The following is a 22,679-nucleotide window of genomic DNA, read 5'->3' on the forward strand; positions in this document are numbered from 1 at the left end:
GCGTCTCGTCTCCCGTTATGTATCACTAGTGATACAGACAAGCATGTTTCATTTTAGTCCCATGGTGTGTGCCCATCAGACCTTCTGAAACCCCACTCGCCCGGTTGAATCAATGGCAAGAACGCCGCAAACAAGTTGGATCGAGAATCCGTGAGCTCCGGATAGCTCAGGAGCTCACACAGGAGGCCTTGGGTTTAGAGGCGGGCTTGAGCCGGGTCATGATTATTGGAATCGAGTGGGGGAAGAAGAGCCTCGCTTATGAGCGACTCTGGGACCTGGCTGATGTCCTAGGGGTAGATATAAGTGATTTGTTCTCGCCTGCGTCCAGCACGCCAGCGGTGGAACCGCATCGTCGCGGAAGAGTAAGAAGTAATACTCGCAACCGATCATCAACCGCACCGGACGGTAAATGATCCGCCCCAGATCTGGCGCCGGAGATCACGATTCCGCGACAGAGCACACCCGCTCTTCCTCAACAGGCTCGCCAGCTGTGTCGGTCCGGTCAATTGGCTTGCCGGCTGTCACTCTCAGCGCGAAGAGTGGCGGAGTCGAGCAAACCGGGGTCGTCAGCCGACAAGCATTAGGAAATCTCCGCTGCGGAATTGAGTCAGAATTGCTCAATGACTTTCAAAGGACCCGTATGTTCGGTCATTCAAGGTGACGCACGGGAGGTACTGCCAGAGCTGGCCCGGGACGGGTTGGCAGGTCAGGTGAAACTCGCGTACCTGGACCCGCCTTACAATACGCAGCGGTCCCATCGATTCCGGGGGCATTATCGAGACAACAGGACCAAAGCCGAATGGGCGGCTCTGATAGAAGACGTCCTTGTGGGCGTCCGGGAGCTGCTTTGTGAGAACGGGTCAGTCTGGCTCCAGACGAATGCCAGCGAGTTAGGAACAGCTCAACGACAGGGAGACGAGGTTTTTGGGCAGGACAATTTCGTGGGGACGATCACGTGGGAGAAGACGAGACGTCCGAGTTTCAGCCACGCTCAGCTGGCTTCCACTACTGATTTCCTCCTGATCTATGGGAAGTGCCGCGCCAAGTTGGCGGCATTCACATCAGGCAAAACGGAAAGCGGTAAACGCGTTCCTGTCGCTCACCGGGGGAACAAACGTGTGGAAATCTGTTTTCCGCCAAAGGCAGTCAGGTTCGGTGGCCCCGACGGTGTTTACGCAGCCGGGGATCATTCATCGCCAGGGATCGACGCGTGGCTCCAGGAAGACGTCACCATGGCAAACGGGCGAAACGTGACGCCGCTGCGTCTGATGTTGCCATCGCGTTACTCGCCGGAGTCGGTTTACGAGATGATCGCGAAGGGAGGCGACTTCTTTATCCCTCGGAAACCTTTCCGTCCCAGCTACATTGCCCGGGGCGGGGCCCCCAAGCTCATCAGCAACCTGTGGTCCTGGCGGCTTGATTCCGAGATGGAAACGAACGAAGACGGAGCGAAGCAACAATCAAAGCTCTTCCCGTCCAGCCCATTTCCCTATGCAAAGCCGGAAGGCCTTCTGCGCCGCATCATCGAGTGCGCATCCGAACCGGGTGATATCGTGCTCGATTGTTTTGCTGGATCAGGGACCACCCCTGCGGTGGCGGAGCAGATGGGACGGCGGTGGCTGGCGATCGAGGAAAATTCGGACACCATCCGCGACTACGTGATCCCAAGGTTGGCTGGAAGAGTTCAAGCGCAGCCTCGGCCCGTGGTCTTGGCTGATAATCTTTCCTCGCTCCCTTGAGATGAAACCCAGTGAGACCGGGTAAGAACCAATAGCCGCCTCACGCGAGCTTCAGGCTGAACACGTCAAGTACCAAGGTCCTCGTCAAATGGCTTGTTACTCGGCTTCGCTAATCGGTCCGGGAATTTTCGGATCGTTCCGGTGAAGGAAGCGCGGCCGAGAGTACCAGTAAAGACAGCGAAGAAAGTCCATCCACTCTTTCCCGGTCGGCACTTCCATATCGTCGGACTCCACCGGGAGATCGGGCAGCTCCCACCCATAGAGGGCCTTGCAAACCAGCTGAATCAGCGTCCATGTTTTCGTCATGGCGTCCATGTGTGCGGCGCAGAGAGAACCTCTCACCGGGACCGCCGCTTAGGGACAACCAGACGCCAACTGGGAGATCGGTGGCGACCCCGGCGGTCGCCAAACATGACAGATTCAGGTTCGAGGCGGGTCGAAATGGTGGCTGTTTGGCTTCTGACTTGGGTGGATGGGAGAGGCGAGGTTGACGAATATGTCCGCGTTGCCGCGATTACCGGGAGGAGCAGTCCGGTGAAGGGTGGGACATTTGCTATAGAGTTCTCCGTGGTCCGGTCGCTTGCTCACGAGACTGTGGGCAGAACTGATAACCAACGACGAATGTCGTTCACCTTCGCGGGTGTGCTCGCGTGCGGGTATTGATTGATAGCAGGACGCTTCGGACCATCCGATGAGCGGCCGGACCTTCAAAAGGATGGGGAGAGCGTGGGGGCACTACAAAAACTCGAAACTCGGTCATACACGTCTTACAAAGGCCGCATGTACGCCTCACAGCGGCTGGCCCTCCGGGATAAAGCGTGGAATACCTCGCTTCTGTCCCTCACGGTTGCCACAACCATCGCGTCCGTCGGCCTCTTGGCCAACGTGCGAATGTATGGGGATGCCGGACCGGCTCTCTTCGTTTGTCTGGCCGTCTTGTCTCTCGTTATTTCCCTGGTGGTCGCGGGGCTGAACTACGGAGCGCGAAGCCGCGACCTTTTCAACAACTACCGCAGGCTCCAAAGGCTTTCTTCGGAAGTAGAGCTCCTGCGTCTGAGCGATGAAAACCCGAGCGACGTCCAGGCTCGGGCGCTTCTCAATCGTTACAACGACCTATTGGATGAGTCCGAAAATCACAACCAAAGTGATTATCAGAGAGCGATCAAAAGTCACCCCGTCTCTTGGGCTATAGTCACGGACTTTGCACTTTCCGCTGTTCCCTTCATCAGCCTCATAATTCCGGTTCTCGTTCTCGTGCCCTTCGTCCTATGGGTCGTTCATGCGAGCTAGTGACCGACCAGCGAGTCGAGTCTTCCGCGAAGTGACCGCGCCGTTGAATCTCAGAAGGACATACGAGGCGAACGTCCGTCACGGAATGGCCAGGGGCCGGGACGGCGTCGTCGCGTCGGCGTTGGAAGGAAATATCGACGACGTCTGTCGCCTGATTTCGCGCAAGACACGAAAAGGCACCTATTCCTTCACCTCCTACCGGCAGCTCCTGATGTCGAAGGGTGCTCATCGCAACCCGAGAATCCTGTCCATCCCCGCGGCCCGAGACCGTATAGTCCTCAAATCGCTTGCATTCCTTATTCAGGAGATCTTTCCCGAAACCAAAGGGAAGGTGGCGCAACAGAAAGTTGCAGAACTACGAAAATCCCTCGAAAAGAACAGTTTCGACGCTTTCATCCGCCTCGATGTACAGAACTTCTACCCGAGCGTTTCGCACGAGGCAATCATGCGCGCCGTCCGGAGGAAGGTTCGAAAACCTGAGATCCTCTCACTGATTCAGGGCGCCATCGAGACACCGACCCTTCCCGACAGCGCACCTAGGCTCGACGGCCAGGCCACCAGGGGCGTCCCGCAGGGTCTGCCTGTTTCAAACCTGCTTGCCGAGGTTGCGATGCTGCGGATCGACAATCAATTTTGCGGCGTCGCAACGATGAAGTACATCCGGTATGTCGACGACATCATCATCCTTTGCGCCTCGGGCGACACCGAGGCAATTTGCCGGGAAGTCACGGCCGCCTGCGCAGCAATCGCTCTGACAGTGCATGAACCTCGTCCGACAGGTTCAAAGTCAAAAATCGGACTTATCGCTCACTCATTTGACTACCTGGGCTATGTCTTCGCGCCAAACCGGATCACGGTGAGGGCAGAAAGCGTCAGCAAGCTGAAGTCGTCTATCGCCCGAGTCTTCACTCGATACAAATACGAAACTGCCGGAATGCCGCCAGGAGATCCATCACGGGCGAAAGCACTGTCGGAATGCCAATGGAAGTTGAACCTTGTAATCACGGGATGCATTTTTGATAATCAGAGGAGGGGGTGGCTCCACTACTTTTCACAAATAACTGACGTCTCGATACTCAAGAGCCTCGATGCCACAGTCCAGAATTTTGCCAGACGATTCGGTCTACCCCCAGATTTCCAACCCAAAACATTCACACGAACCTACTGGTCCATCACTTCCGGCGACGATGGCGATGACCCGTACGTCCCAAACTTCAACAACTACACCCCAGAGCAGAAGCGACGAGTCCTGATCGAGGTTTTTGGGATGGATCAAGCCGAGGCATTCAAAGACGATGCGGTGGACCGGGTGTTTCGCAAAGAGGTGAAACGGCTCGTAGATAAGCTGGAAAGGGACTTTTCCGGTCTGTCATGAACAGTCCTTAGATAGATCGTTGGCTGGCTAAGAAGCCTCTCTGCAGCGCGGCGGCCACCGGATTGCCGCGAAACATGGCCAGCGAGCTACGGGCCTTTCCGAAAGAAGACACCGGACTCGTGACCACCACACACGCTCTATGCTTAGCTGAGTGGACAAGGAGTACACCCTGCCACTCCCCACAAAAGATGGGAGGCCGTTTCTGGCAAGTTCCCTCGGGCCCAATCCTCTCGCAGCGTGATCGGGCATAATGGCGTCCATGACCGGCCTGCGCGCTACTGCCTCACCGGGGAGCGTCTTGACGTCCCTGAGCCACCTTCGCGGCGAATTGGAAAACATCCAGAGCGGCCCCGATCAACCGTCTGAATGGCGCAAGCGTTATATCTACTGGACCAATGAAGCTTCGCGACTGCTTCGCGGTCAAATTCGGCAGGCACAACTTGAACACCTCGTGACCAGCCATCGCTACTGGACCTTGCTGAGCATGGATGTGCTTGGCGTAAACGAAGAGACCGACCGCCTTCTGGTGAGTGTCATAAGAACCGAAGTCCGCGAACGAATCACCGAATTCGACGCCGCAATCAAGTCTCTCGAACAGGAATTGGACCTCTGGAAGAACCTGGATGCCCCAGTTGTCGCCGTGCTCGATACCAATGTCCTCCACGAGCATCACGACCAGTTAAGCGCATTTCCGTGGAATGAAAGGCTTGACTTGCACCCGAACCGAGACCTGCTCCTGGTGGTTCCCATCGCCGTGGTTGACGAGCTGGATAACCAAAAACTCAGCAACCAGAAGTCTGCAGACGGAACCACACCTCTACGAACCCGCGCACGTGCCGCGCTGAAGACGTTGGATGGTCTCCTCCAGCCGGACACCGTCACCAACTTGGCGAAACGCTCGGTACCGGATGGCTGCAGCGCGGTGTACATCCGGCTTCTCAACAACGACCTGGAACACGGTGCGCTGGATGACGCAGACTCCGAAATCATCGATCGTGCACTCACCCTTCAGCCATTTTCAAGGGAAGTACTTGTCGTTACCTATGATTCGGCAATGGCATTTCGTGCCCGCCACTTTGGACTCAAGGCCACAAAGCTCCGCTATGACTGATCGAACATTTTCCATCAGCCTGCGGCATGGCAGCACTGTAGCCAGACACTACGGCTGAGTTCGACCGTCTCGCGCAGGAGCTGGGCGGCGGTTGAAGTCAAAACCGACGGTTCCTTTTGACGTCGTGCCCCCATCCGCTGCCCCGGATGGCGAGAGTCTCGACGCTCAGAAGCGCTTCGGGTCACACAAGCCCTCCGTTGCCTTAGCGGAGTGCTCAATATCGAGGACATTTACGCCGGATGCGCTTCCGTCAGGGTGGGCAGCTGGTGGGTAGGCAGAAACCGCCAAATGCCGTTGTGTTCGTTCCCTGACATAACTCGTCCGAAGCGCGGCCGTCGGTGCCGCTGATCGTGTCAAATATTTCGGGCCACCGTAGGACGTTTATCTTTGGCCCCATTTCGCGAGCCGACGTGACAAAGAGTCACATCCACGGGCGTGGCGTCGTCGCCTCGGGGCGCGGCAAGGTTTCGGATCAGATTGCGCCTCCGGCCGTTGCCGCCCAGCAATCCGAGGGTAACCCCGGCCCTCACAGCGATGGACAGGACTTTGATGACCTGTGTGCCCCCGAGTCCGTCGTGAAGTTTTTGATAGGTATCAAAGGCTCAACGGCCGCACCCCCAGCCGTCATGGCAAGACTCTAACCGACGCGGCATGCACGGAGGTGGAAGGTCCGCAGACAGGGTGCCCAGGCCCGTCCGTCAAACGGCCGCCCGCGCGGATGGCCCCGATGCAACCGCCATCCAAAGAGGGATTCCATAGATCGCGGGCCGCTTAGCCACACGGTTTCACTCTGGCCTCGTGGCACAATCGACGAATGCCCCTCACCCAGGTTTTGAATATGTCGCCGGCACCCCAATTCAGCCCTTGTGACGAGGCCTGCACCGCAAACGCAACCGCTCTAATTCCCGGTTGGCCGTGGTTGGAGAAGTCTGGCCCGGTGGGGCTCTCTTTCATAGCAAGTTTTGGCGAGGCCGATGTGACGCCCAGTCCACGCGATTACCGAGCGAGTACATTGAGATGCCGGTGAGTTCGCGTTTCCTCCGTTTCAGGCTTCGGGCAATGGAGTCCAAGCGTTACTGGCGATTTCGTGCATTCAGCAAATCGAGCAGGGTTCACCTGACCGAAGTTGGCGTGGGCGCCATGTCTCGCCTAACCGAGTTCTCGAGCTTGCTCAGCCTTGGTGGGCGATCTCTCGCGGGGGCTGCTCTGCTCTTGATGGTGCCATTGGCGGCAATCTTGGTAACGCAGTCTGTAACCGGGCTTCAAGGTCAGTTGCATGCTTTGAGCGGTTCAGTCCCCGAGTGGTTTAGGGGCCTTGGCCACTGGCTGACCTCGCCAGTCCCGTCGGGTGTCGACCCGGCAGCACTGCCAACAGCAGCCATCAGCGTGGCCGGAATCTTCGTGGCGGTTTACTTCGCCACAGTGACGTTCGTCGTGTCGACGAGCTACAGGGACGCGACGCGCAAACTCCGGGACCAAATTGTGCGCCAGCCGGAATCGCGGTGGTACGTGGTCTTCTTCACCCAGGCCGTGGTTTACACCGCCTTCGCGCTTGGTCTAAAGGTGGCGGGATTCGATGCGACGCACCTAACTCTCGTAGTTTCGGGATTGTCTGCCGCTCTTGTTGTGCTGTCGTTCGGACGCATCTGGGTGACGCTTTTTGTGCTGCTTGAGCCGACGTCCCTCTTCCCTCAGATCCGAAGGAACCTTAATAGGTGGACGCATCGGGCCTACCTTCTGGGGAATCGAAAGAGCACATCGGACCTCAGAATTCGGCGGGCGAACGAAAAGATCCGCGACAACCTGGACGCGCTCGACGACCTTGTGACCTTGATATTGGATAGGGAACATGAACGCGCTGGTGATCGCGGGATTGAAGCAAGCTACGACCCAAGAATCGGTGTAGCCGTTCGTCACCTTCGCCTGGTCTGGGAAGGCTATGCGCGCCGAAAGCACATCGTCCGGGCCCTTCCTGACTGGAGCCCAACCCGCCTACAAGCTAAGGACTGGTTTCTTTCGTCTCACTCGGAAGTAGGTATCGCACTTGCAACGGGCACGACGCTCGCGGCTAGCGAGGTAGTGGATGAGCTTTGGTTCGAGCGCCGGATCGCCAACCTCATCGAGCGACTCCTGACGGCCAGAGATATCCGCTCGCTCGAAAGTGCGCTTCGAGGGTTACCTCCGTTCTCGCGAATAATCGGGACTCTCGGTCAGTTCGAAGAACTCCGACTGTGGATCACATCGACGACGTTCGCGCCGATGACTATCCTTAGCAACTACGCGCTAGAGAGGGGGTCCATCGATCTCTCAACGGCTCGTTCAGATCCGGTGGCTGGCCATTTGTCGAGAGAGCAGCATTTTGCTCTTCCCGGCGAGGTGAGCGCACACAACCTCGCGGACTTCGTTCTACTTGAGGCGCTCGACGGGTGTCTGGGCTATATCGACTATTTCAAGAGAATGAAGCAGGTGCTGGCTGGTGCGGCCACACTCATTGTCAACGACACGAGGCAACCGGCGGCGGGCAAGACTCTGCTTCAGATCCTCTCGGATCTGCGCATGGCGTTGGCCACGGAAATGAACATTGAGGGCGAACGAGTGACGCCTGACAATGCCCTCCGGCAGCTTGTTGCACGGGTCCTCGCCTCAGAGACCATGGATGAGCTCGAGCAGTTGTTGACCTTTTTGGAGAACGAGATCTGGCCGTGGGTCCTCGACCTTGGCAAGTCGAAGACCTGGGCGGCAGGCGCAGCGCTAAGTCGCGCCTTTGAACTGACGCAAAAGCTCGAGACGACGCTTCAGTCGGCCGGAAAACTGCTTGCAACCTGCGAGTCATCTCACCTAGAGCGAGACGACCGGTGGCCGGATACGAATATCGATGCCATCAAGGCACGGTCGCAGACGCTCGGAAATCTGCTCGAGTTGCCCATTGCTAGGTTGGCGGCGACAGTTGACTCGACGCCCAAATCAGATAGTCCCGACCATTTCGGGTGGGCTTACTACACGGCGCATGAGAATCTGGTCAGACGCGTCCTCGACCGGGATCCCGGTGATCTTGGCGAACTTCAGCAGAAGGTTTCCCTGCTGTATTGGACCGGCGACCTAGCCACCCGGCGCCTACTTGCAACTGTGCGGCGCCACGACCAAGGTGTCATCAACTCCTACGTTTCCGAGCCGTACGTCAGATTCATGCAGCTCAGCGGCATTGCCCTCGTACTCTCGAAGGTGACGCAAAATGACGGCATCTTCGCACCGTTCGGGACGCGCTGGTCGCAGCTGCTCTCCAACGCCGATCAAGCCACCCAGATCCTTGGCCGTGCGGCTGCAACCCTGTCTTCCGAATCTTCCGTCTACAGCCTCACACCCGGGAGAGTGGAACGTACCAACATCGAGAATCGTGCCAACCAGATTCTGGACCAGTTGGGCGTTCCACGCAGGCTGTTCGACTTGGGCGGCTTCGGCGATCAGTTCGTTACCAGCAGTTCGCTACCTCCGCTAGGTGAGGACGCATTGCGTCTTCTCCGGGCCGTGCGTCTCGGACACTTCGAGGGCATGTTCTACGCACGTTGGCTTCGTCCTCAGGCTATCGGCAAAGGGGCCGCCGCTCCGAGCGGAGTCGAACAGTACCTCCGTCACTATGACCTCGATAAGGAAGGCTCCGATGGGTAGGTCCGAAACGCTGACGGAAAGGGTGAGTGCGTACCCGTCAATGCTCCACTACTCCGATCGCCTTTCAGCGAAGCGTAAAAAGCTCGATCGAGACGGCTTCTATGTCGGGATGCTGAAGGATGACATTCGGAACCAGCGCTACGCCTACGAGGTGTCTCTGGTAGCTCAGGGTGCGGATATGGAGGTCGCCTCGGAGACGCTCTTCGCGCTCTTGAACGACTTCAATGATCGCGGCGTCGATCGCGACCCTACCGATCCTTTCTTTTCCTTCGTTGACCGGCTGCTCGAAGAGTCCGTCGACGGCAAGGGCATGCTGCTGGAGTTGCATTTACTTCCGGAGGAGCACAACACCGCACAGCAGTCGCGGCGTCGTTTTCAGCGGGCGGAAGTCGATGACCAACAAGGGACATCAATGCCGTCATTTGGTTACCTTCCGAGATGGTCAGTGCTCAGCAGTGGTCGGGGCGACGTGTTGCAGGTAGCGACTGCGGAAAGTGCCGCGCCAGTTTCCATCCCAAGGGGTCGCATCTGCCAGGCCGAAATGCGCCAAGCAAACCGATCCAAGTGGCGGAAGACCATCAAGGAGTTGAGACAGGTCGACGACGTGAAGATGTTCGGCGGCGCGGATCGTCTCGGCTGGAAGGGATACACGTTCTCGGAACAGGTGGAAACTCAGAACCTCGCGGTAGCTTCAACGACGGCTCCAGTTGGCTGGGATGCACGTGGAACGTTCGGCGATTCGGTGACTTCGCCCTATATGGCATTTCGTCGTCTGCGGTTCGCGAGCTTCTGGGCTGAAACCGTAGAAGACACAATTGCCTTTCTCAACCAGTTCACAAGCGACAAATCGCTGTACGGGGAGTCTGCCTTTGCATTCTCCCTTTCCGGAATTCCCTCGCCACGCGATCTAGCTGCGGCAATGCAGGACCTGCGCGCCGGTCTAATCACAGTTGAGGATGCCCATAACACCTACCTGTTGCCGAAGTACGCCAAACGAGTCGCACAAACTGCTGAACCGGAGTCGAAGGGGACGGAATGACACCTGGCCGTACTCTCAGCGAGCCTAAGCGATGCCACGGCCTGCGACGAGAAAGTTCGTCCCAAGCTGACGGGTGAGCTGCCGCACGACCGAGCCGGCGACGCCGGGCGAAGGATCCGTCAACGGGCAGTTTGATCTGAAGCCATCATTTAGGTGAATCAGCATTTGCAGCGTTCGACGCCCGAACGGCCGTCGAGGATTCGGAGGTTCTTGCCGCCGATTCGCTCGTCCGATTTCCCGGTTGGCTTTTCGCCACGGTCATCGTGAGCGGCGGACGTGAAAGCCACCCCTGCAGGTGAAGAACCGGGCGCGGCGGTAGCGGTAAGTAAGGAGCTAATTAACAGGTTGGCCTGACGGGCTTTGCGCGGGGCACGGCTCAGCTGGCCTTCCGGGTTTGCCCGGACGCACGGGATCCAGGGGCGATCTTCCTTTATTTCGCGAGGAAATCACTTGGCTACCCACGGGAAACCTGAAACGAAGGCATCATGATGGGCAGCGAACCGCAACTGATTCCAGGACTTCGGGCTCGAGACTGGAAGATGGTGAGGAACCTCCAGCCGGATACTCGCCGGAAGGGCCGAGAAAGCCCGCCGCTGGCTGACAACCTGTGCGGTGCTCATCTCGGCCCTGATGCCCTCAGTGGTCAGAATTATTGACCACTACTGGCGTTAGTGACGCTCCACATCCGAAGGGTCGATTGGATAGGCTACCGTCGGCCCCTCTGTGTCACATGCTAGACCGCGCGTAGCTCCCGGCCAAGAGCGGACCCGAGCCGAAGACCTAACGAAACGCGATTTGGCACGTCATCGTCACCGCCGGATCGACACCCCGCCAGCGCAAAGGGCCTGACGCAGACGGGCCGCGTTACCTGCTCTCCAGATCGCGGGCATGGATCCAGAGGCCCAGGCGGGAGAACTCGACCGGGGTGCCGGACTTGATTCTGGCCAGCCACCGCTCGGTGGCGTTCGGCAGGACCGTGACCACCCACTCGTCCTCTAGCGGCTTGGGTTGCGTCCAAGGAGGCTTGGGGATTCCGAGCCGATCGCATTCGCGGCCAATGACCGCGGCAAGCAGCGTGTCCCACCGCAGGGATCCGGTGGAGCCCGGGGCTATCAGGAAATCCTCATGATTCGACGGTGATGCATGACGGAAGTCATCGATGGCGGTGACCATGATCCGGAAGGCGAAATCAAGGTCTCCGTTCGCCAGCTCGCGACTGATGATCTCGGCGGTCCTTCGCGAGCTCAGCCGGTGTTCGTCCGTCATGGCCATGATCACACCATAACCAAGACTGACCGCAGTCCGGAGTCCGCATGTGCAGCCGCTGCGGTTTGCCAGCGCCGGTCGGGCTGGCTAGGGTCCCGGCCTGTCGGCCGTCTACCCGGCATCCTTATGGGGCTTCGCCCGACGGCGTCTTGGTTTCCGGTGCCGGAGGTGCGACCTGGATGGGCCCGAGGTCATCCGTCGTATCGCCGGTGAGGTTCTTCACGTCGCGTTCATAGTCCCCGTCGACAGTGGCCCGGATGCGAAGTACGTCGTCCTTGGTCAGGAATGGTTTTTCCTCCACTAATCTTGCCTCCCGTCAGCGGAATACACCCTGTCGAATGATCCGAAGTCGTCCAACGGCAATGGGAAGCATCACCGTTGGTGAGAAGGTCCACGGGCCGTGACCCTGGAAGGAACGGCTCGAATCCCTGAAGCCGCGGCAGCAAAGTATCCGGAGTCATCGGGATGAACATCCGACCCACCATCGCATGGTCATTCCGGCCGCCGGCGGTATCGACGACAACGTCTTCCATGCCCACCAGCCTAGACCCTGATCGCTGCTTAACGATTGGCCGCTGGCGTCCCGTGGTCCCGCTGTGTCTCACCGAACGCCATAGCAGCCGGTAGGTCAATTGTGCAAAGGCGCTTTGCACAATTGGCGACCGTTGTCGGTGTTCCCAGTGATGAGATTTCCGTGTCGAATTTTCCGATCAGCAAGATCCGGCCTGAGGTTGCCGTCCCGCCGGGGCGGATCGGCAACGACATTTCCGCAGACCAACTGCTTCTCCAGACCATGCAGAGCGCGGAAGCTTGCGGGGCCTTCCTTGCAACCCGTGTACTTGTGCCCGAGAGTTCCCTAATCGACCATCTGTGCACCGACGCCTTTGACAGGATGCTCCGGCAGATCGCGACAAGCCTCACCACGGTGGGTGACGAGGCCGCGTGGCTCCGGTATTGATCAGGTGCAAGGATCTCGTGGACAGCTGCAAGCGCTCCATCGGGCAGTAGACGCCGGAGTATCGTGGGGCGCATGGAAGCCGTGACGAGAGAAATAAGCACACGGGGGCTTCGAAGCCACCTGTCCGACGTGGTGGGACGGGTGAGCTACGGCGGTGAGCGAATCGGCGTGACCCGAAACGGCCGTTTGGTCGCCGTCGTGATCAGCGTCGGCGATGCCGAGGCGCTGGAAGCGTACGAAACCGCCCAGGACATCGCCGCAGCCAAAGCCTGGGTTGAGGCCGATCGGCCCTCGCGCCCGGCCGGTGAGCTAAGGAAAGAGCTTGGCATTTGAGCCAGCGAGACTGCATACCTCTGCAGACTTCGAAAAGACAGCCCAGAAGATCGTCCGGGCAGCGCTTTGCCGCGGTTTCACGTACCTAGATCAGGTGTCCACACTGGTGAAAGCCTTCAGAATCCAAGGCTGAACCTGCTGTGCTTCGAATCCGACCAAGGCTTGTTCGGACCGGTGCGCCCAGTGGTCCGGTCACGACGTTGACGCCACCTAGGGTGCCCGATCAACGCAGCCGCCTCGAGTGCCTGCTTCGCGTCGGTCACTGCCGGGCCCCGCGTGGATCTCCACACCGTACCGGGCGCTGACACCGCCAACGTCATTGAGGCAATGGCCGCATCGGGCAGACCGTCCAGGCCCGGAGTGAACGGCTGGCAGCGTTCATCCGGTGCGGCAATTTCAGCCGCCGCTGCCCTCACTTTGATGGGCGGATCCACTCCTGTCGCTGTTGGACCTTTTATACGCCTTTATACCTTTCATACCTTTTATATTCTTTATACTTCCGGGGCCCTTGACGGCGAGTGAAAGCAAGCCTCATGGACGATCGCCCGGGCGGAAACGATCCCGGGCCAGTCGACAGGTGCGCCGCTAGGGGTTGCGCCGGTAACGCTTCTTTACGCCACGAGCCTGAGTGGTCGTTCGCCCAGGTGGACAGCGATTTCCTGGCCCCAGGATGCGGTGAGGCGGTCTTCTTCCATGCCGTCTCCGAAGACCACGAGTTGATCGGAGCCCACAGTGATCCGGAGTGCCTGTCCCGCTTCCAGGGTGCCTTCGGTCAGGGAGGCTCCGGTGATCGGGGAGGGCCAGGCTTCGCGGACGAACCACGCGAGCCGGGAATCCGTCGGGGCGGGCAGGTTGCGTCCTCCGCGTTCGAGGGCGATCGATGCGCACCAGCCCGTGGCGCCGGTTCCGGTGGAGACGATCAGTCCGGAGGAGGACTGGCGTTCGGTCTGCCCTTCCGGGGCCGTGAGCCGGTACCGGGCCGATTGGTGGGAGGCGTGCCCGATGAAGATCTCGTTGAGTCCGGAGAGTTCCTGGCCGTCGTCGAGCCGTGCCGTCACTGTGGACAGTTCCTGGCAGGACAGGTGCTCCGCCGCCTTGGCGGTGGCGGTGTCTTGTAGCAGTTTGGTTGCTGCGTCGGGGGTGTGCCGGACGAGGACGCCGGGGTTGATGCCCGGCTCCGGATTGATCCCGACGACGGGCTGGCCGTTGAGGTATTTGGCCGTGTTGGCCACGAGTCCGTCCTGGCCGACGACGGCGATGATGTCCTCGGTGGTGAACAGGAAGCGGCTGAGGTCCGCGCGTTCGACGTCGGCGTGGCGCCATTCGGCCGGGACCGCGGCTCGGATGGTTCCCAGGGCCGCGGTGAACCGGTCGTGGTGGGTTTGGACTTCCTGGATGGTGCGGCCTCGGGTGCGGAGGAAGAATTCGGCTTGCCCGCGGGTGGCGTGCCGGTCCAGGAGTTCCTGCAGTTCGGTGCGCCGGTGGACGATGACGAGGCGGGGGTTGGGCATGACGGTAGCCTACTTCCCGGCCCGGCCGGTACTGCCGGACGCCGCCCCGGCCGCGGCGGGGACAGCGTCGCCGGCCGGGTTCTGGAAGAGTCCGGCGAGGGCGCCGCTGAGCAGGTCGGGGGTGATGGTGAGGTTGCCGATGCTGGGCAGGGATCCGGCTGCCTCGCGCAGGGCCAGTGCGAGCAGGGTGGCTTGTTCCATGCCGCGGTAGACCTCCATCGTGGCTGCCTCGCGGGCCGCGTCCGCCTCGCCGACGAGCCGGATCTGGTTGGCTTCGGCGGTGGCGTTGATGCCTTGGGCTTCGGCGGAGGCCTGGGCCTGGATGAGTCCTGCGGCGGCCTTTTCCTCGGCTTCGCGCCGTGCGTTGGCGCCTTCCTGGGCGACGAGGTGTTCGCGGCGGGTGGCCAGTTCGATCTGGCTGGCCATTTCGTTCTCGGAGATGGTCCGTTCCCGCTCGACGGCGACGGCCCGGCGTTCGTACACCGCCCGGTCCGCTTCGGCCTGGAGCTGTTCCCGGACCGGCGTCTGCAGGGCGCGTTCGACGTCGGACTCCGGACGGACGGCAAGGACCTGCACCCCGAGGATCTCGATGCCGGTGGACGCCAGCCGGGCGTCCGCACGGAGGGCGTCAGTCAGCACGCTGCGGAGCTGGCTGACCCCGCGTTCCAGGGCCTGGGCGAGGGTGGTGGTGGCGATCTGGTCGATCGCGTGGCTTTGGCATAGCTGGCCGATGATCGTGGCGACCTGCTCCTTCCCCGTCGCCTGCGCCGTGCCTGGCCCGGGGCCGGCGGGTTGGAGGGCGAAGTCGAGCCGGGTGGACACGGCGACGGGGTCGATGAAGCGGTAGGTCACGTTGGCCTGGACGCTCACGTCCTGGTGGTCGCGGGTGATGGCGTGGAAGAGCGTGGGCAGTTCCTGGTCATCGACGGGGACCTCGCTGAGCACGGAGTTCACCGGACGGTACCAGAACGCCTGGCCCACGCCCTGGTGCCTGACCGTGCCTTTCTGCAAGTGGACGACGTAGCCGGTGGGGCTGCCCAGGAAGTGGCTGATCCAGGGGTAGCGCTTGATGCTGGCCATGGGATTCTCCTAACCGCTCAATATTCTCGTCAATCTGACGATAATGAAACGATAAGCTCGATGCCGATTTATTGTCAAGGTGACGATAACTACCTAGGATGGGTCCATGCCCAAGTCATACCCGGCGCCCGCGCGTTTTCCGGTGACCGTCGACGTCGTCGCCCTCACTGTTTCCGAGGACGTCCTGAATGTTCTGCTGATCACCCGCCGCATCACGCCGTTCCGCGGCGCTCTCGCCCTGCCGGGCGGGTTCGTGCTGGCCGGTGAAGACCTGGTGACGGCGGCGGCACGGGAACTGGCGGAGGAAACCGGCGTCGAGCAGATCCCGGGCCATCTCGAGCAACTCGGAAGTTACGGCCCGCAGAACCGCGACCCGCGCGGGGAGGTGCTCACCGTCGCCCACCTGCTCCTCGCGCCCAACTTCCCGGTCCTGTCCGCCGGGAGCGACGCCGAACACGCCGCCTGGTACCCGGTCAACCAGGTTCTGGATGGTGAATTGAAGCTCGCCTTCGACCACGAGCGGATCCTCGCCGACGCCCTGGAGCGCGCGAAATCAAAACTGGAGTACTCGCCCCTTGGAGCAGCCTTCTGCGGGGAGGAATTCACCATCGCGCAGCTCCGCGCCGTGTATGAAGCCGTGTGGGGTACGCGTCTTGACCCCCGGAATTTCCACCGTAAAGCCACCGGTACGCCCGGCTTTCTGGAAGACACTGGAAGGATGACAGCGGGGGATGCCGGGCGCCCCGCGGCGCTTTTCCGCCTCGCTGAGGCAGCCCGTCTTTCGGTTGGTCAGCCGGCGCGGGCCGTACTCAACCCGCCACTCATGCGTCCGCGCGACTGACGCTCCACGCAAAGTGGCTGAGACCAGCCGACTGGGAGAGTTCATCTCGCCCCGAGGCGTTGGATGGATAGCACAGATCATGTTCCGTGGGGCCCAGAAATGGCGCGCCAGCGGCAGTGAGTAGTCGTTCTTCGAATTCGTGGCTGACCTGCGGGCCGATCTTGAAATGGCGAACCAGGACCGTCCTCCATCGAGGATGCAGGCCTGCTTGAAGCCCTGACCCGGATTCAAGCGGGCGGGGACCGCGACCGCTGGGCAGGGCGAGGCACCATGGGGTCCGCGCCTGGTATCCCGGCGCCGCCCGAACCCTTGTCGCTAGCCGAGGAAACGATCAAGCGCCTCTTCCAAGTAGTCAGGGGGGACACATGGTCCGAAGGTGATGCCCTCCTGTGGCTCACGTCTCGATCCACCTTGTTCCCGGGGCCTGGGCTTCGCGGCGTCTATCATTTTGATGATCCCGGATATGTCGCCGAACGCGCAAAGGGGGAATTCGGATGCTGGTAGTCGATTCCCGGTCTTGATTACAGGCGCGGCACGTTAGAGCGGGTCGACCCCAACTCCACCGCACGATTCGCGGACTGCAGCACGGCGGCAAGCAAGCCAGGGAACCGGGTCTCCAGATCGTCGCATCGCAACGCACTAACGCGGGACGTGCCGTGATACTGCTGCCGAATGACGCCAGCATCTCGGAGCACACGGAAGTGGTGCGTGGACGTCGATTTACTGACTGGAAGTCCGAAGGCCACGCAGGCCATGTCCTCGTGCCTGTCGGCCAGCTCTCGTACGATGCGCAATCGGATGGGGTCCGATAGTGCGTGAAGCACGTTCTCAATACGAATCTCTTCCGGTTTCGGGTGATTCAGCGAACGCCCGGCTCCCGCTGATTCTTCCCTAGGCGGCATGGGTTTCCTTCTCTGTCGATGCGTGCATTTAAAAGTACGATGAACGTCGTAGTTTGACAAAATCCGTACTACGAGGATTATCGTATTACTGTAAGTCGGTGCACGACGCCGGTGCTCGCCCTCCATCAGCCCCAAGACAAGGAGCTTTCCCTTGAGCAGTCTTTTCGCGCCATTGAAACTTAGGGATCTGGAGATTCCGAATCGAGTTTGGATGGCCCCGATGTGTATGTATTCTGCAGCCTCTGAAGGGCCTGAGACCGGTGTGCCCACGGACTTTCACCTGACACACTTGGCAAGCCGCGCTGCCGGCGGAGCCGGCCTGGTTATGGTTGAAGCAACGGGCGTTCGCCCCGACGGACGTATCAGCCTGTGGGACCTGGGCTTGTGGAATGACCGTCAGCAGGAGTCCTTCTCACGCGTTGCCGCCGCGATCCGTTCTCACGGCGCTGTGCCGGCCATCCAGCTGGCCCATGCCGGGCGGAAGGCCTCCACGGATAAGGCGTGGTTATCCGACAGCTACATGACCCAGGGTGTCGGTGGCTGGCAGGCTGTCGCTCCCAGCGCGGAGCCCTTCGAGGGCTTGCCTATTCCGCAGGAGCTTTCCGTCAAGGAGATCGCACAGCTGGTCGCCGATTTCGCTGACTCTGCCAAGCGAGCGGCGAAGGCGGGCTTCGAGGTGGTCGAGGTCCACGGAGCGCACGGATATCTGATCCACTCCTTCCTGTCACCCGTGTCCAACCAGCGAACCGATTCTTATGGCGGCAGCTTCGAAAACCGTATTCGGTTTGCCCTCGAAGTCGTGGACGCCGTCAGGGCGGTTTGGCCCGAGGACCTGCCAGTCTTCTTCCGTGTATCTGCCACTGACTGGCTAACGGAGAATGAGGACGATTTCCGCGAAGGTTGGACGAGCGAAGACACCGTCCGCCTGGCCAAGGAGCTTCACGCCCATGGTGTCGACTTCCTGGATGTTTCCACTGGTGGCTTGGTCCGTGACGCCAGGATCCCGGCAGGTCCGAACTACCAGGTTCCGTTCGCCGCTCAGGCTCGTGACCAAGCCGGCATCCCTACCGGCGCCGTCGGCCTGATTACCGACGCCCATCAGGCCCAGGAGATCCTTACCGAGGGACAGGCTGACGCCGTTTTCCTAGGCCGCGAACTCCTGCGCAATCCGTACTGGCCGCAGCAAGCCGCCGATGCCCTTGGCCTTGAGCCCCGCTGGCCCGACCAGTATGGCTACGTCGTGCAGCGACGCAAGCACTAAAGGACCCGCCGACGACAGGCGGTCAACAAGCTCAACTCGTTGGCCAGCGCACCCGAAGCTGCGGCCCGCGCCGTGTTCACCCCCTGAACCAGCAAGCCAACACTAACGTCAACGATCTGATCATTTCCGCACCCGCCAATACTGGTGACCAACCCAGGAGAATCATGCCTACTGTTAACGCTTATGCGGCCCCGTCCGCGACCCAGGACCTTGTTCCCACTGCAATCCAGCGGCGCGACGTCGGCCCTCACGACGTTTTGATTGAGATCAAGTACGCAGGGATCTGCCATTCCGACATCCACACTGTCCGCGGCGACTGGGGACCGCAGTCGTATCCGCTCGCGCCGGGGCACGAAATCGCCGGCATCGTCACTGAAGTCGGGGCGGAAGTGACCCGGCACAAAGTCGGGGACCGTGTCGGTGTCGGCTGCATGGTCAATTCATGCGGAGAGTGCGCCAATTGCCTTAAAGGCGAGGAGCAGTATTGCCTGGCCGGGAACACCGGCACCTACGGTGCCGTGGACCGTGACGGAACCATCACCCAAGGCGGTTACTCCACCCACGTGGTGGTGACCGAGGACTTTGTTGTCCGGATCCCGGATGCACTGGAGCTCGACGTCGCCGCACCCCTCCTGTGCGCAGGCATCACCACTTACGCTCCGCTCCGACACTGGGGCGCCGGCCCCGGTAAGAAAGTCGCCGTCGTCGGACTGGGTGGACTTGGCCACATGGCGGTCAAGATCGCCCACGCCATGGGTGCCGAGGTCACCGTACTTTCCCAGTCGCTGAAGAAGATGGAAGATGGTTTGCGTCTAGGCGCCGACTACTACTACGCCACCAGCGACCCCAGGACGTTTGAGACCCTCGCGGGCTCTTTCGACCTGATCATCAACACGGTCAGTGCGTCGATCGATATCAGCGCCTACTTGCAGTTGCTGAGCCTCGATGGCACTCTGGTGAACGTGGGAGCGCCAGCCGAGCCGCTGCCGGTCAATGCGTTCGCACTGATCACAGGCCGCCGTTCCTTTGCGGGCTCCATGATCGGTGGTATTCGCGAAACCCAGGAAATGCTGGACTTCTGCGCCGAACACGGACTGGGTTCTGAGATCGAAGTCATTCCGGCCAGCAAGATCAATGAGGCGTACGAACGTGTCCTCGCCTCTGACGTCCGCTACCGCTTCGTCATCGACACGTCCACGCTCTAGCTGGACGAAGTAATGACCCGCAAGGAATTTCCTTGCGGGTCATTACTGGTTTTCGCCGCCGTCAAGACCTGCCTTTCCACCCGAGGGCTGGGCTTCGACTCGCAACCAACCCCGCCTGAGGCTCAGGGATCCAGGGTCGTCGCCCGTGAAGCCTGGGAAATGGACGCGCCGAGATCGTCGCCCACCCTCAGTGGGTTCCGGGCAAAGATGCCCTCATGAGCGAGGACCGGTCGGTTGTCACCAGCCAGTTCCGGGTATTTAGCTTCGAGCTTTTCCCGCTTTTCGATGGCCTTCTGCCACTCCCGAACCGTCTCCGGATCCCCTTCGTTCGTCTGCGCCCAGCTTCGTGGACGTTCAGCCTGCGATGGCCCCGCATCAGCCCGGCCGTGGAGCCGAACGGCAGCAGGTCGGCGCTGGGTCGAGGCTTGGCAAGCCGGGCACGATGGGTTCTCCGAAAGCATCGACGTCAGTCCGGCTTCGAAGCGATGCCCCCCGGCGCAGAGGAAATCGTAGAGAATCACTGGTAATGCCCAGCCGGCGCGAGTCGCAGCTCGTTCAATTGCCCGGAATCATGCCCGAAGATCACCTCGGCGTTGGTTTTCTCCGCGATCCTGCGGATTTTCTCGACTGACTCAAGCCAAAGGAGATTGTTCCAAACAATAGCTGCGCCGACCGCTGGGGGACCAAACGAATCCCTGAGGTAGACAGCATCCGAGGTGAAGATTTTGGTGCCGTCTTCGGGCAGATCAACCATAAGGGACATGGTTCCCCAAGTGTGGCCGGGCGTGTCTATGACGCTGACCCCGGGCACGATGGTTGTGTCCCCGTCGATTGCCTCGATGTTCAAGCCGTCGAAGTCGACCTTCAGGTGGCCGCCGAGGGAATCTCCGGTAATGCCGCGGACGCCTTCGAGCTCTTTGCGGTTCGCCAGTATCCGGGTTTTGCCATTGTTGAACAGGCGCGCGTTTCCGGCGTGGTCGAAATGGAGGTGCGACAGGACGACGATGTCGATGTCTTCGGGGGCGAGCCCGACTTGAGCGAGGGACGAGTCGAGGTAGTCGGATTCTCCGGCGGAATCGCCCTTGACAGGGAAGTAGTCAACGAAGCCGCTCGGCTGCCAACGTTTTTCCCAATCGCGCGGCACTCCCGTGTCCCAGAGGATCTTTCCCTCTGGGTGATCGATCAGGACCGCATGAGTAGGAATGTCGCCCCATTCTCGCTTCATTTCCTTGTCGTGACGGTCAGCGATGATTCGACCGGGCTTCAGGAGTAGCCACGTCATATCGGCTTCCATGGTTCCGGTTTCAAGAACATGGACCTTCATTTGATCTGCCACAAAGCGCTCCCATCGTCGTCGATGCCTTCAGCAATTCTTATATTTTGGCAGAATGTCAGACGATCCTAGAATATGCAAGAGCCCATCAATCTGACGTTGGCGGGCGTCTATGGTGCTGCCTCTTGCAGCCCGGCGCAGAGAGGGCACCGCTGGCCGGGCGGCGAAGCTTGAGTCGGCGGCGTTCACCAGTGGGGCAACAAACTGTTGCGTGTGGCATGCCTCACTCCTATACTCAACCCAACGGCTCGTTATGATTGTCGTACATTCGTCATTAATACAAAGCGGCCGTCGTGCATTCTCCGTTGGACCCGGGAGTCATTTTTGGCCCCAGCAGCGGACTATCAAAAAGGAGTAGCAGAATGGTCAACGAAGACCAGGCCCGTGCACCACGGCGTCGATTGAACAGTCGCGGAAGGCGGAGGCACGCTGGGTGGGCATTGGCCCTCTGCGGCTTGTTGGCTCTTACAGCATGCGGCAGCGGAAACGACTTTGCAGGGGCCGGGTCCTCGGCCAGTGCCGGGGCCACATCGCAGAGCGCCCTATCCTCGCTTCCAGCGGATGCGCAGAAAGCGTATGTCAATGCAGACGCTTTTACCGGCCCGACACCGTATGTCGAGGGCTGGAAACCAAAAGGACCGCCACCGTGGACCATCGGGTACGCAAGTCCGTACGCCGGCAACTCATGGCAAACCACCGCCATGAACCACCTTATGAATGACGTCTTGCCGAAATACAAAAAGGCAGGACTCATCAAGGACGTCATCGTCGCTCAGTCGGGTGGAGACGACACCGTCCAGAACCAGCAGATCCGGCAACTCGTCGACCAAGGCGTCGACATTTTGATTGCCTGCTGCTCGGCCAAGACGGCCCTCAACCAATCGATTCAGTACGCCTACGACAAAGGCGTCCCCTTTGTCGCTTGGAGCGGGCACGTTGATTCCCCCTACAGCGTGAGTGCTGTCACCAACTATAGGGAGGCTGGAAAGGTCTTCGCTAAGTCCGTGTTCGACAAGATAGGCGGCAAGGGCAATGTTCTTGACGTCCAAGGCGTTCCCGGCGCAACGAATGCCATCGACTTCGAATCCGGAGTTCAAGACGCGCTGAAGGAATACCCGGGAATCAAGCAGGTGGGTTCTGTCAACGGCATGTGGTCGGCTCCGGTGACGAAGACGGAGGTCCAGAAGTTCCTTGCGACCCACCCTGGCCAGTTGGATGGCATTGTCGCGCAGCCGGCGTCGGCTACCGGAGCCCTGCAGGCGCTCCAGCAGTCAGGGCGACCCGTGGTGCCCATCAACATAGGCGGCGAGACAGGTGCGGCCTGCTACTGGGTCAACCATCCTGAATTCGCAACCACGGGCTACAACATCTGGCCTCCCGAGGGCGAGATGGATCTCGGCATCGAAACCGCGGTGCGCATCCTTCAACAGCAGGGTCCAAAGATCCAGTCCATCGTGCTCAGTGTGTCGCCTATCAGCTATGACCAAGTGAAGAAGACGCTTGGAACGAACTGCGACCCCAACGCTGATGGTTGGCTCGAGCCCGCCGACGGGTGGCTGACCGGAAAGAAGCTTGACGCTTTCTTCACCAACCCGAGTGATCCCTTCACCTGGAAGAAACCATAAGTCCAGTGAAAGCGAAGAAGTTCCGGGCAGGATTCCTGTCCGGAACTTCTTTGTGCCGGTGTAAACGCACTGCTGCCACAAAATGAGGGGCCGTTTTCAAGGCCAGGCGCGCCGCGGTGGGGAGGTGCCGTCATGAGGAAAAAG

General features: G+C 60.3%; 20 protein-coding genes. 13 read left to right on the forward strand and 7 right to left on the reverse strand.

Going from position 1 to position 22,679, the window contains the following annotated elements; translation table 11 throughout:
- Positions 1-68 precede the first annotated feature (68 nt).
- The 7 genes from QRN51_RS23235 (at position 69) to QRN51_RS08705 (ending at position 10,220) form a co-directional block, all read left to right on the forward strand.
- Positions 69-413, forward strand: a complete 345-nt coding sequence (locus QRN51_RS23235) for a helix-turn-helix domain-containing protein (RefSeq protein WP_350224965.1) — start codon at positions 69-71, stop codon at positions 411-413.
- Between the two features lie 207 nt (positions 414-620).
- Positions 621-1,739: a DNA methyltransferase gene (locus tag QRN51_RS08680; protein ID WP_284989490.1), complete on the forward strand. Its 1,119-nt coding sequence runs from the start codon at positions 621-623 to the stop codon at positions 1,737-1,739.
- A 726-nt stretch (positions 1,740-2,465) separates the two neighbouring features.
- Positions 2,466-3,029, forward strand: coding sequence for an SLATT domain-containing protein (locus QRN51_RS08685; RefSeq protein ID WP_284989491.1), 564 nt, complete (start codon positions 2,466-2,468; stop codon positions 3,027-3,029).
- Positions 3,030-3,060: 31 nt separating this feature from the next.
- Positions 3,061-4,404: a reverse transcriptase domain-containing protein gene (locus tag QRN51_RS08690; RefSeq protein WP_284989492.1), complete on the forward strand. Its 1,344-nt coding sequence runs from the start codon at positions 3,061-3,063 to the stop codon at positions 4,402-4,404.
- A 259-nt stretch (positions 4,405-4,663) separates the two neighbouring features.
- The gene (locus QRN51_RS08695) at positions 4,664-5,515 is read left to right on the forward strand and encodes a PIN domain-containing protein (RefSeq protein WP_284989493.1); all 852 of its coding nucleotides are present in this window, start codon (positions 4,664-4,666) and stop codon (positions 5,513-5,515) included.
- A gap of 1,059 nt (positions 5,516-6,574) precedes the next feature.
- Positions 6,575-9,181: a hypothetical protein gene (locus QRN51_RS08700; RefSeq protein WP_284989494.1), complete on the forward strand. Its 2,607-nt coding sequence runs from the start codon at positions 6,575-6,577 to the stop codon at positions 9,179-9,181.
- The gene (locus tag QRN51_RS08705) at positions 9,174-10,220 is read left to right on the forward strand and encodes a hypothetical protein (protein ID WP_284989495.1); all 1,047 of its coding nucleotides are present in this window, start codon (positions 9,174-9,176) and stop codon (positions 10,218-10,220) included. The genes QRN51_RS08700 and QRN51_RS08705 overlap by 8 nt, the downstream gene beginning before the upstream one ends.
- 864 nt (positions 10,221-11,084) lie before the next feature.
- Here the strand turns inward: QRN51_RS08705 and QRN51_RS08710 are convergent.
- Together QRN51_RS08710 and QRN51_RS08715 are read right to left on the reverse strand one after the other, a co-directional pair.
- Positions 11,085-11,492 (reverse strand): hypothetical protein, encoded by a 408-nt coding sequence (locus QRN51_RS08710; RefSeq protein ID WP_284989496.1) that lies wholly within the window; start codon positions 11,490-11,492, stop codon positions 11,085-11,087.
- 118 nt (positions 11,493-11,610) lie between these two features.
- Positions 11,611-11,787: a hypothetical protein gene (locus QRN51_RS08715; RefSeq protein WP_284989497.1), complete on the reverse strand. Its 177-nt coding sequence runs from the start codon at positions 11,785-11,787 to the stop codon at positions 11,611-11,613.
- 393 nt (positions 11,788-12,180) lie between these two features.
- Here QRN51_RS08715 and QRN51_RS08720 point away from each other — a divergent pair, with 393 nt between their 5' ends.
- The gene (locus tag QRN51_RS08720) at positions 12,181-12,444 is read left to right on the forward strand and encodes a hypothetical protein (RefSeq protein ID WP_284989498.1); all 264 of its coding nucleotides are present in this window, start codon (positions 12,181-12,183) and stop codon (positions 12,442-12,444) included.
- A 72-nt stretch (positions 12,445-12,516) separates the two neighbouring features.
- Positions 12,517-12,777: a type II toxin-antitoxin system Phd/YefM family antitoxin gene (locus QRN51_RS08725; protein ID WP_284989499.1), complete on the forward strand. Its 261-nt coding sequence runs from the start codon at positions 12,517-12,519 to the stop codon at positions 12,775-12,777.
- Between the two features lie 611 nt (positions 12,778-13,388).
- Here QRN51_RS08725 and QRN51_RS08730 read toward each other — a convergent pair.
- Together QRN51_RS08730 and QRN51_RS08735 are read right to left on the reverse strand one after the other, a co-directional pair.
- On the reverse strand, positions 13,389-14,288 hold the full coding sequence (locus QRN51_RS08730; protein WP_284989500.1) for a diacylglycerol kinase catalytic domain-containing protein: 900 nt from the start codon (positions 14,286-14,288) through the stop codon (positions 13,389-13,391).
- A 9-nt stretch (positions 14,289-14,297) separates the two neighbouring features.
- Positions 14,298-15,368, reverse strand: a complete 1,071-nt coding sequence (locus QRN51_RS08735) for an SPFH domain-containing protein (protein ID WP_284989501.1) — start codon at positions 15,366-15,368, stop codon at positions 14,298-14,300.
- A 106-nt stretch (positions 15,369-15,474) separates the two neighbouring features.
- Here QRN51_RS08735 and QRN51_RS08740 point away from each other — a divergent pair, with 106 nt between their 5' ends.
- Positions 15,475-16,209 (forward strand): NUDIX hydrolase, encoded by a 735-nt coding sequence (locus QRN51_RS08740; protein ID WP_284989502.1) that lies wholly within the window; start codon positions 15,475-15,477, stop codon positions 16,207-16,209.
- Between the two features lie 521 nt (positions 16,210-16,730).
- On the opposite strand, the gene QRN51_RS08745 is transcribed toward QRN51_RS08740, so the two are convergent.
- Positions 16,731-17,237, reverse strand: a complete 507-nt coding sequence (locus QRN51_RS08745) for an ArsR/SmtB family transcription factor (protein ID WP_350224967.1) — start codon at positions 17,235-17,237, stop codon at positions 16,731-16,733.
- 25 nt (positions 17,238-17,262) lie between these two features.
- Here QRN51_RS08745 and QRN51_RS08750 point away from each other — a divergent pair, with 25 nt between their 5' ends.
- Entirely contained in the window at positions 17,263-18,372 is a 1,110-nt protein-coding gene (locus QRN51_RS08750) for an NADH:flavin oxidoreductase/NADH oxidase (protein WP_284989504.1), read from the forward strand.
- A gap of 164 nt (positions 18,373-18,536) precedes the next feature.
- Complete coding sequence (locus QRN51_RS08755; RefSeq protein WP_284989505.1) at positions 18,537-19,577, forward strand: NAD(P)-dependent alcohol dehydrogenase; 1,041 nt, start codon at positions 18,537-18,539, stop codon at positions 19,575-19,577.
- A gap of 122 nt (positions 19,578-19,699) precedes the next feature.
- Here the strand turns inward: QRN51_RS08755 and QRN51_RS08760 are convergent, their stop codons facing one another.
- Together QRN51_RS08760 and ahlD are read right to left on the reverse strand one after the other, a co-directional pair.
- Positions 19,700-20,098 (reverse strand): FmdB family zinc ribbon protein, encoded by a 399-nt coding sequence (locus QRN51_RS08760; RefSeq protein ID WP_284989506.1) that lies wholly within the window; start codon positions 20,096-20,098, stop codon positions 19,700-19,702.
- The gene (gene ahlD / locus QRN51_RS08765) at positions 20,095-20,913 is read right to left on the reverse strand and encodes an N-acyl homoserine lactonase AhlD (protein ID WP_284989507.1); all 819 of its coding nucleotides are present in this window, start codon (positions 20,911-20,913) and stop codon (positions 20,095-20,097) included. Before ahlD ends, QRN51_RS08760 begins: the two co-directional genes overlap by 4 nt.
- Positions 20,914-21,272: 359 nt before the next feature.
- On the opposite strand from ahlD, the gene QRN51_RS08770 reads away from it, so the two are divergent.
- The gene (locus tag QRN51_RS08770) at positions 21,273-22,535 is read left to right on the forward strand and encodes an ABC transporter substrate-binding protein (RefSeq protein ID WP_284989508.1); all 1,263 of its coding nucleotides are present in this window, start codon (positions 21,273-21,275) and stop codon (positions 22,533-22,535) included.
- Positions 22,536-22,679: the final 144 nt, after the last annotated feature.

This window comes from Arthrobacter sp. efr-133-TYG-120, from assembly GCF_030209785.1.
Lineage (GTDB): Bacteria > Actinomycetota > Actinomycetes > Actinomycetales > Micrococcaceae > Arthrobacter.

Excerpts from the sequence above, each read along its gene's own strand:
- QRN51_RS08680 (WP_284989490.1), top strand. The coding sequence starts at position 621 with ATGACTTTCAAAGGACCCGTATGTTCGGTCATTCAAGGTGACGCACGG.
- QRN51_RS08695 (WP_284989493.1), top strand. The coding sequence starts at position 4,664 with ATGACCGGCCTGCGCGCTACTGCCTCACCGGGGAGCGTCTTGACGTCC.
- QRN51_RS08700 (WP_284989494.1), top strand. The coding sequence starts at position 6,575 with ATGGAGTCCAAGCGTTACTGGCGATTTCGTGCATTCAGCAAATCGAGC.
- QRN51_RS08705 (WP_284989495.1), top strand. The coding sequence starts at position 9,174 with ATGGGTAGGTCCGAAACGCTGACGGAAAGGGTGAGTGCGTACCCGTCA.
- QRN51_RS08710 (WP_284989496.1), bottom strand. The coding sequence starts at position 11,492 with ATGGCCATGACGGACGAACACCGGCTGAGCTCGCGAAGGACCGCCGAG.
- QRN51_RS08725 (WP_284989499.1), top strand. The coding sequence starts at position 12,517 with ATGGAAGCCGTGACGAGAGAAATAAGCACACGGGGGCTTCGAAGCCAC.
- QRN51_RS08730 (WP_284989500.1), bottom strand. The coding sequence starts at position 14,288 with ATGCCCAACCCCCGCCTCGTCATCGTCCACCGGCGCACCGAACTGCAG.
- QRN51_RS08735 (WP_284989501.1), bottom strand. The coding sequence starts at position 15,368 with ATGGCCAGCATCAAGCGCTACCCCTGGATCAGCCACTTCCTGGGCAGC.
- QRN51_RS08740 (WP_284989502.1), top strand. The coding sequence starts at position 15,475 with ATGCCCAAGTCATACCCGGCGCCCGCGCGTTTTCCGGTGACCGTCGAC.
- QRN51_RS08745 (WP_350224967.1), bottom strand. The coding sequence starts at position 17,237 with ATGGAGGGCGAGCACCGGCGTCGTGCACCGACTTACAGTAATACGATA.
- QRN51_RS08755 (WP_284989505.1), top strand. The coding sequence starts at position 18,537 with ATGCCTACTGTTAACGCTTATGCGGCCCCGTCCGCGACCCAGGACCTT.
- QRN51_RS08770 (WP_284989508.1), top strand. The coding sequence starts at position 21,273 with ATGGTCAACGAAGACCAGGCCCGTGCACCACGGCGTCGATTGAACAGT.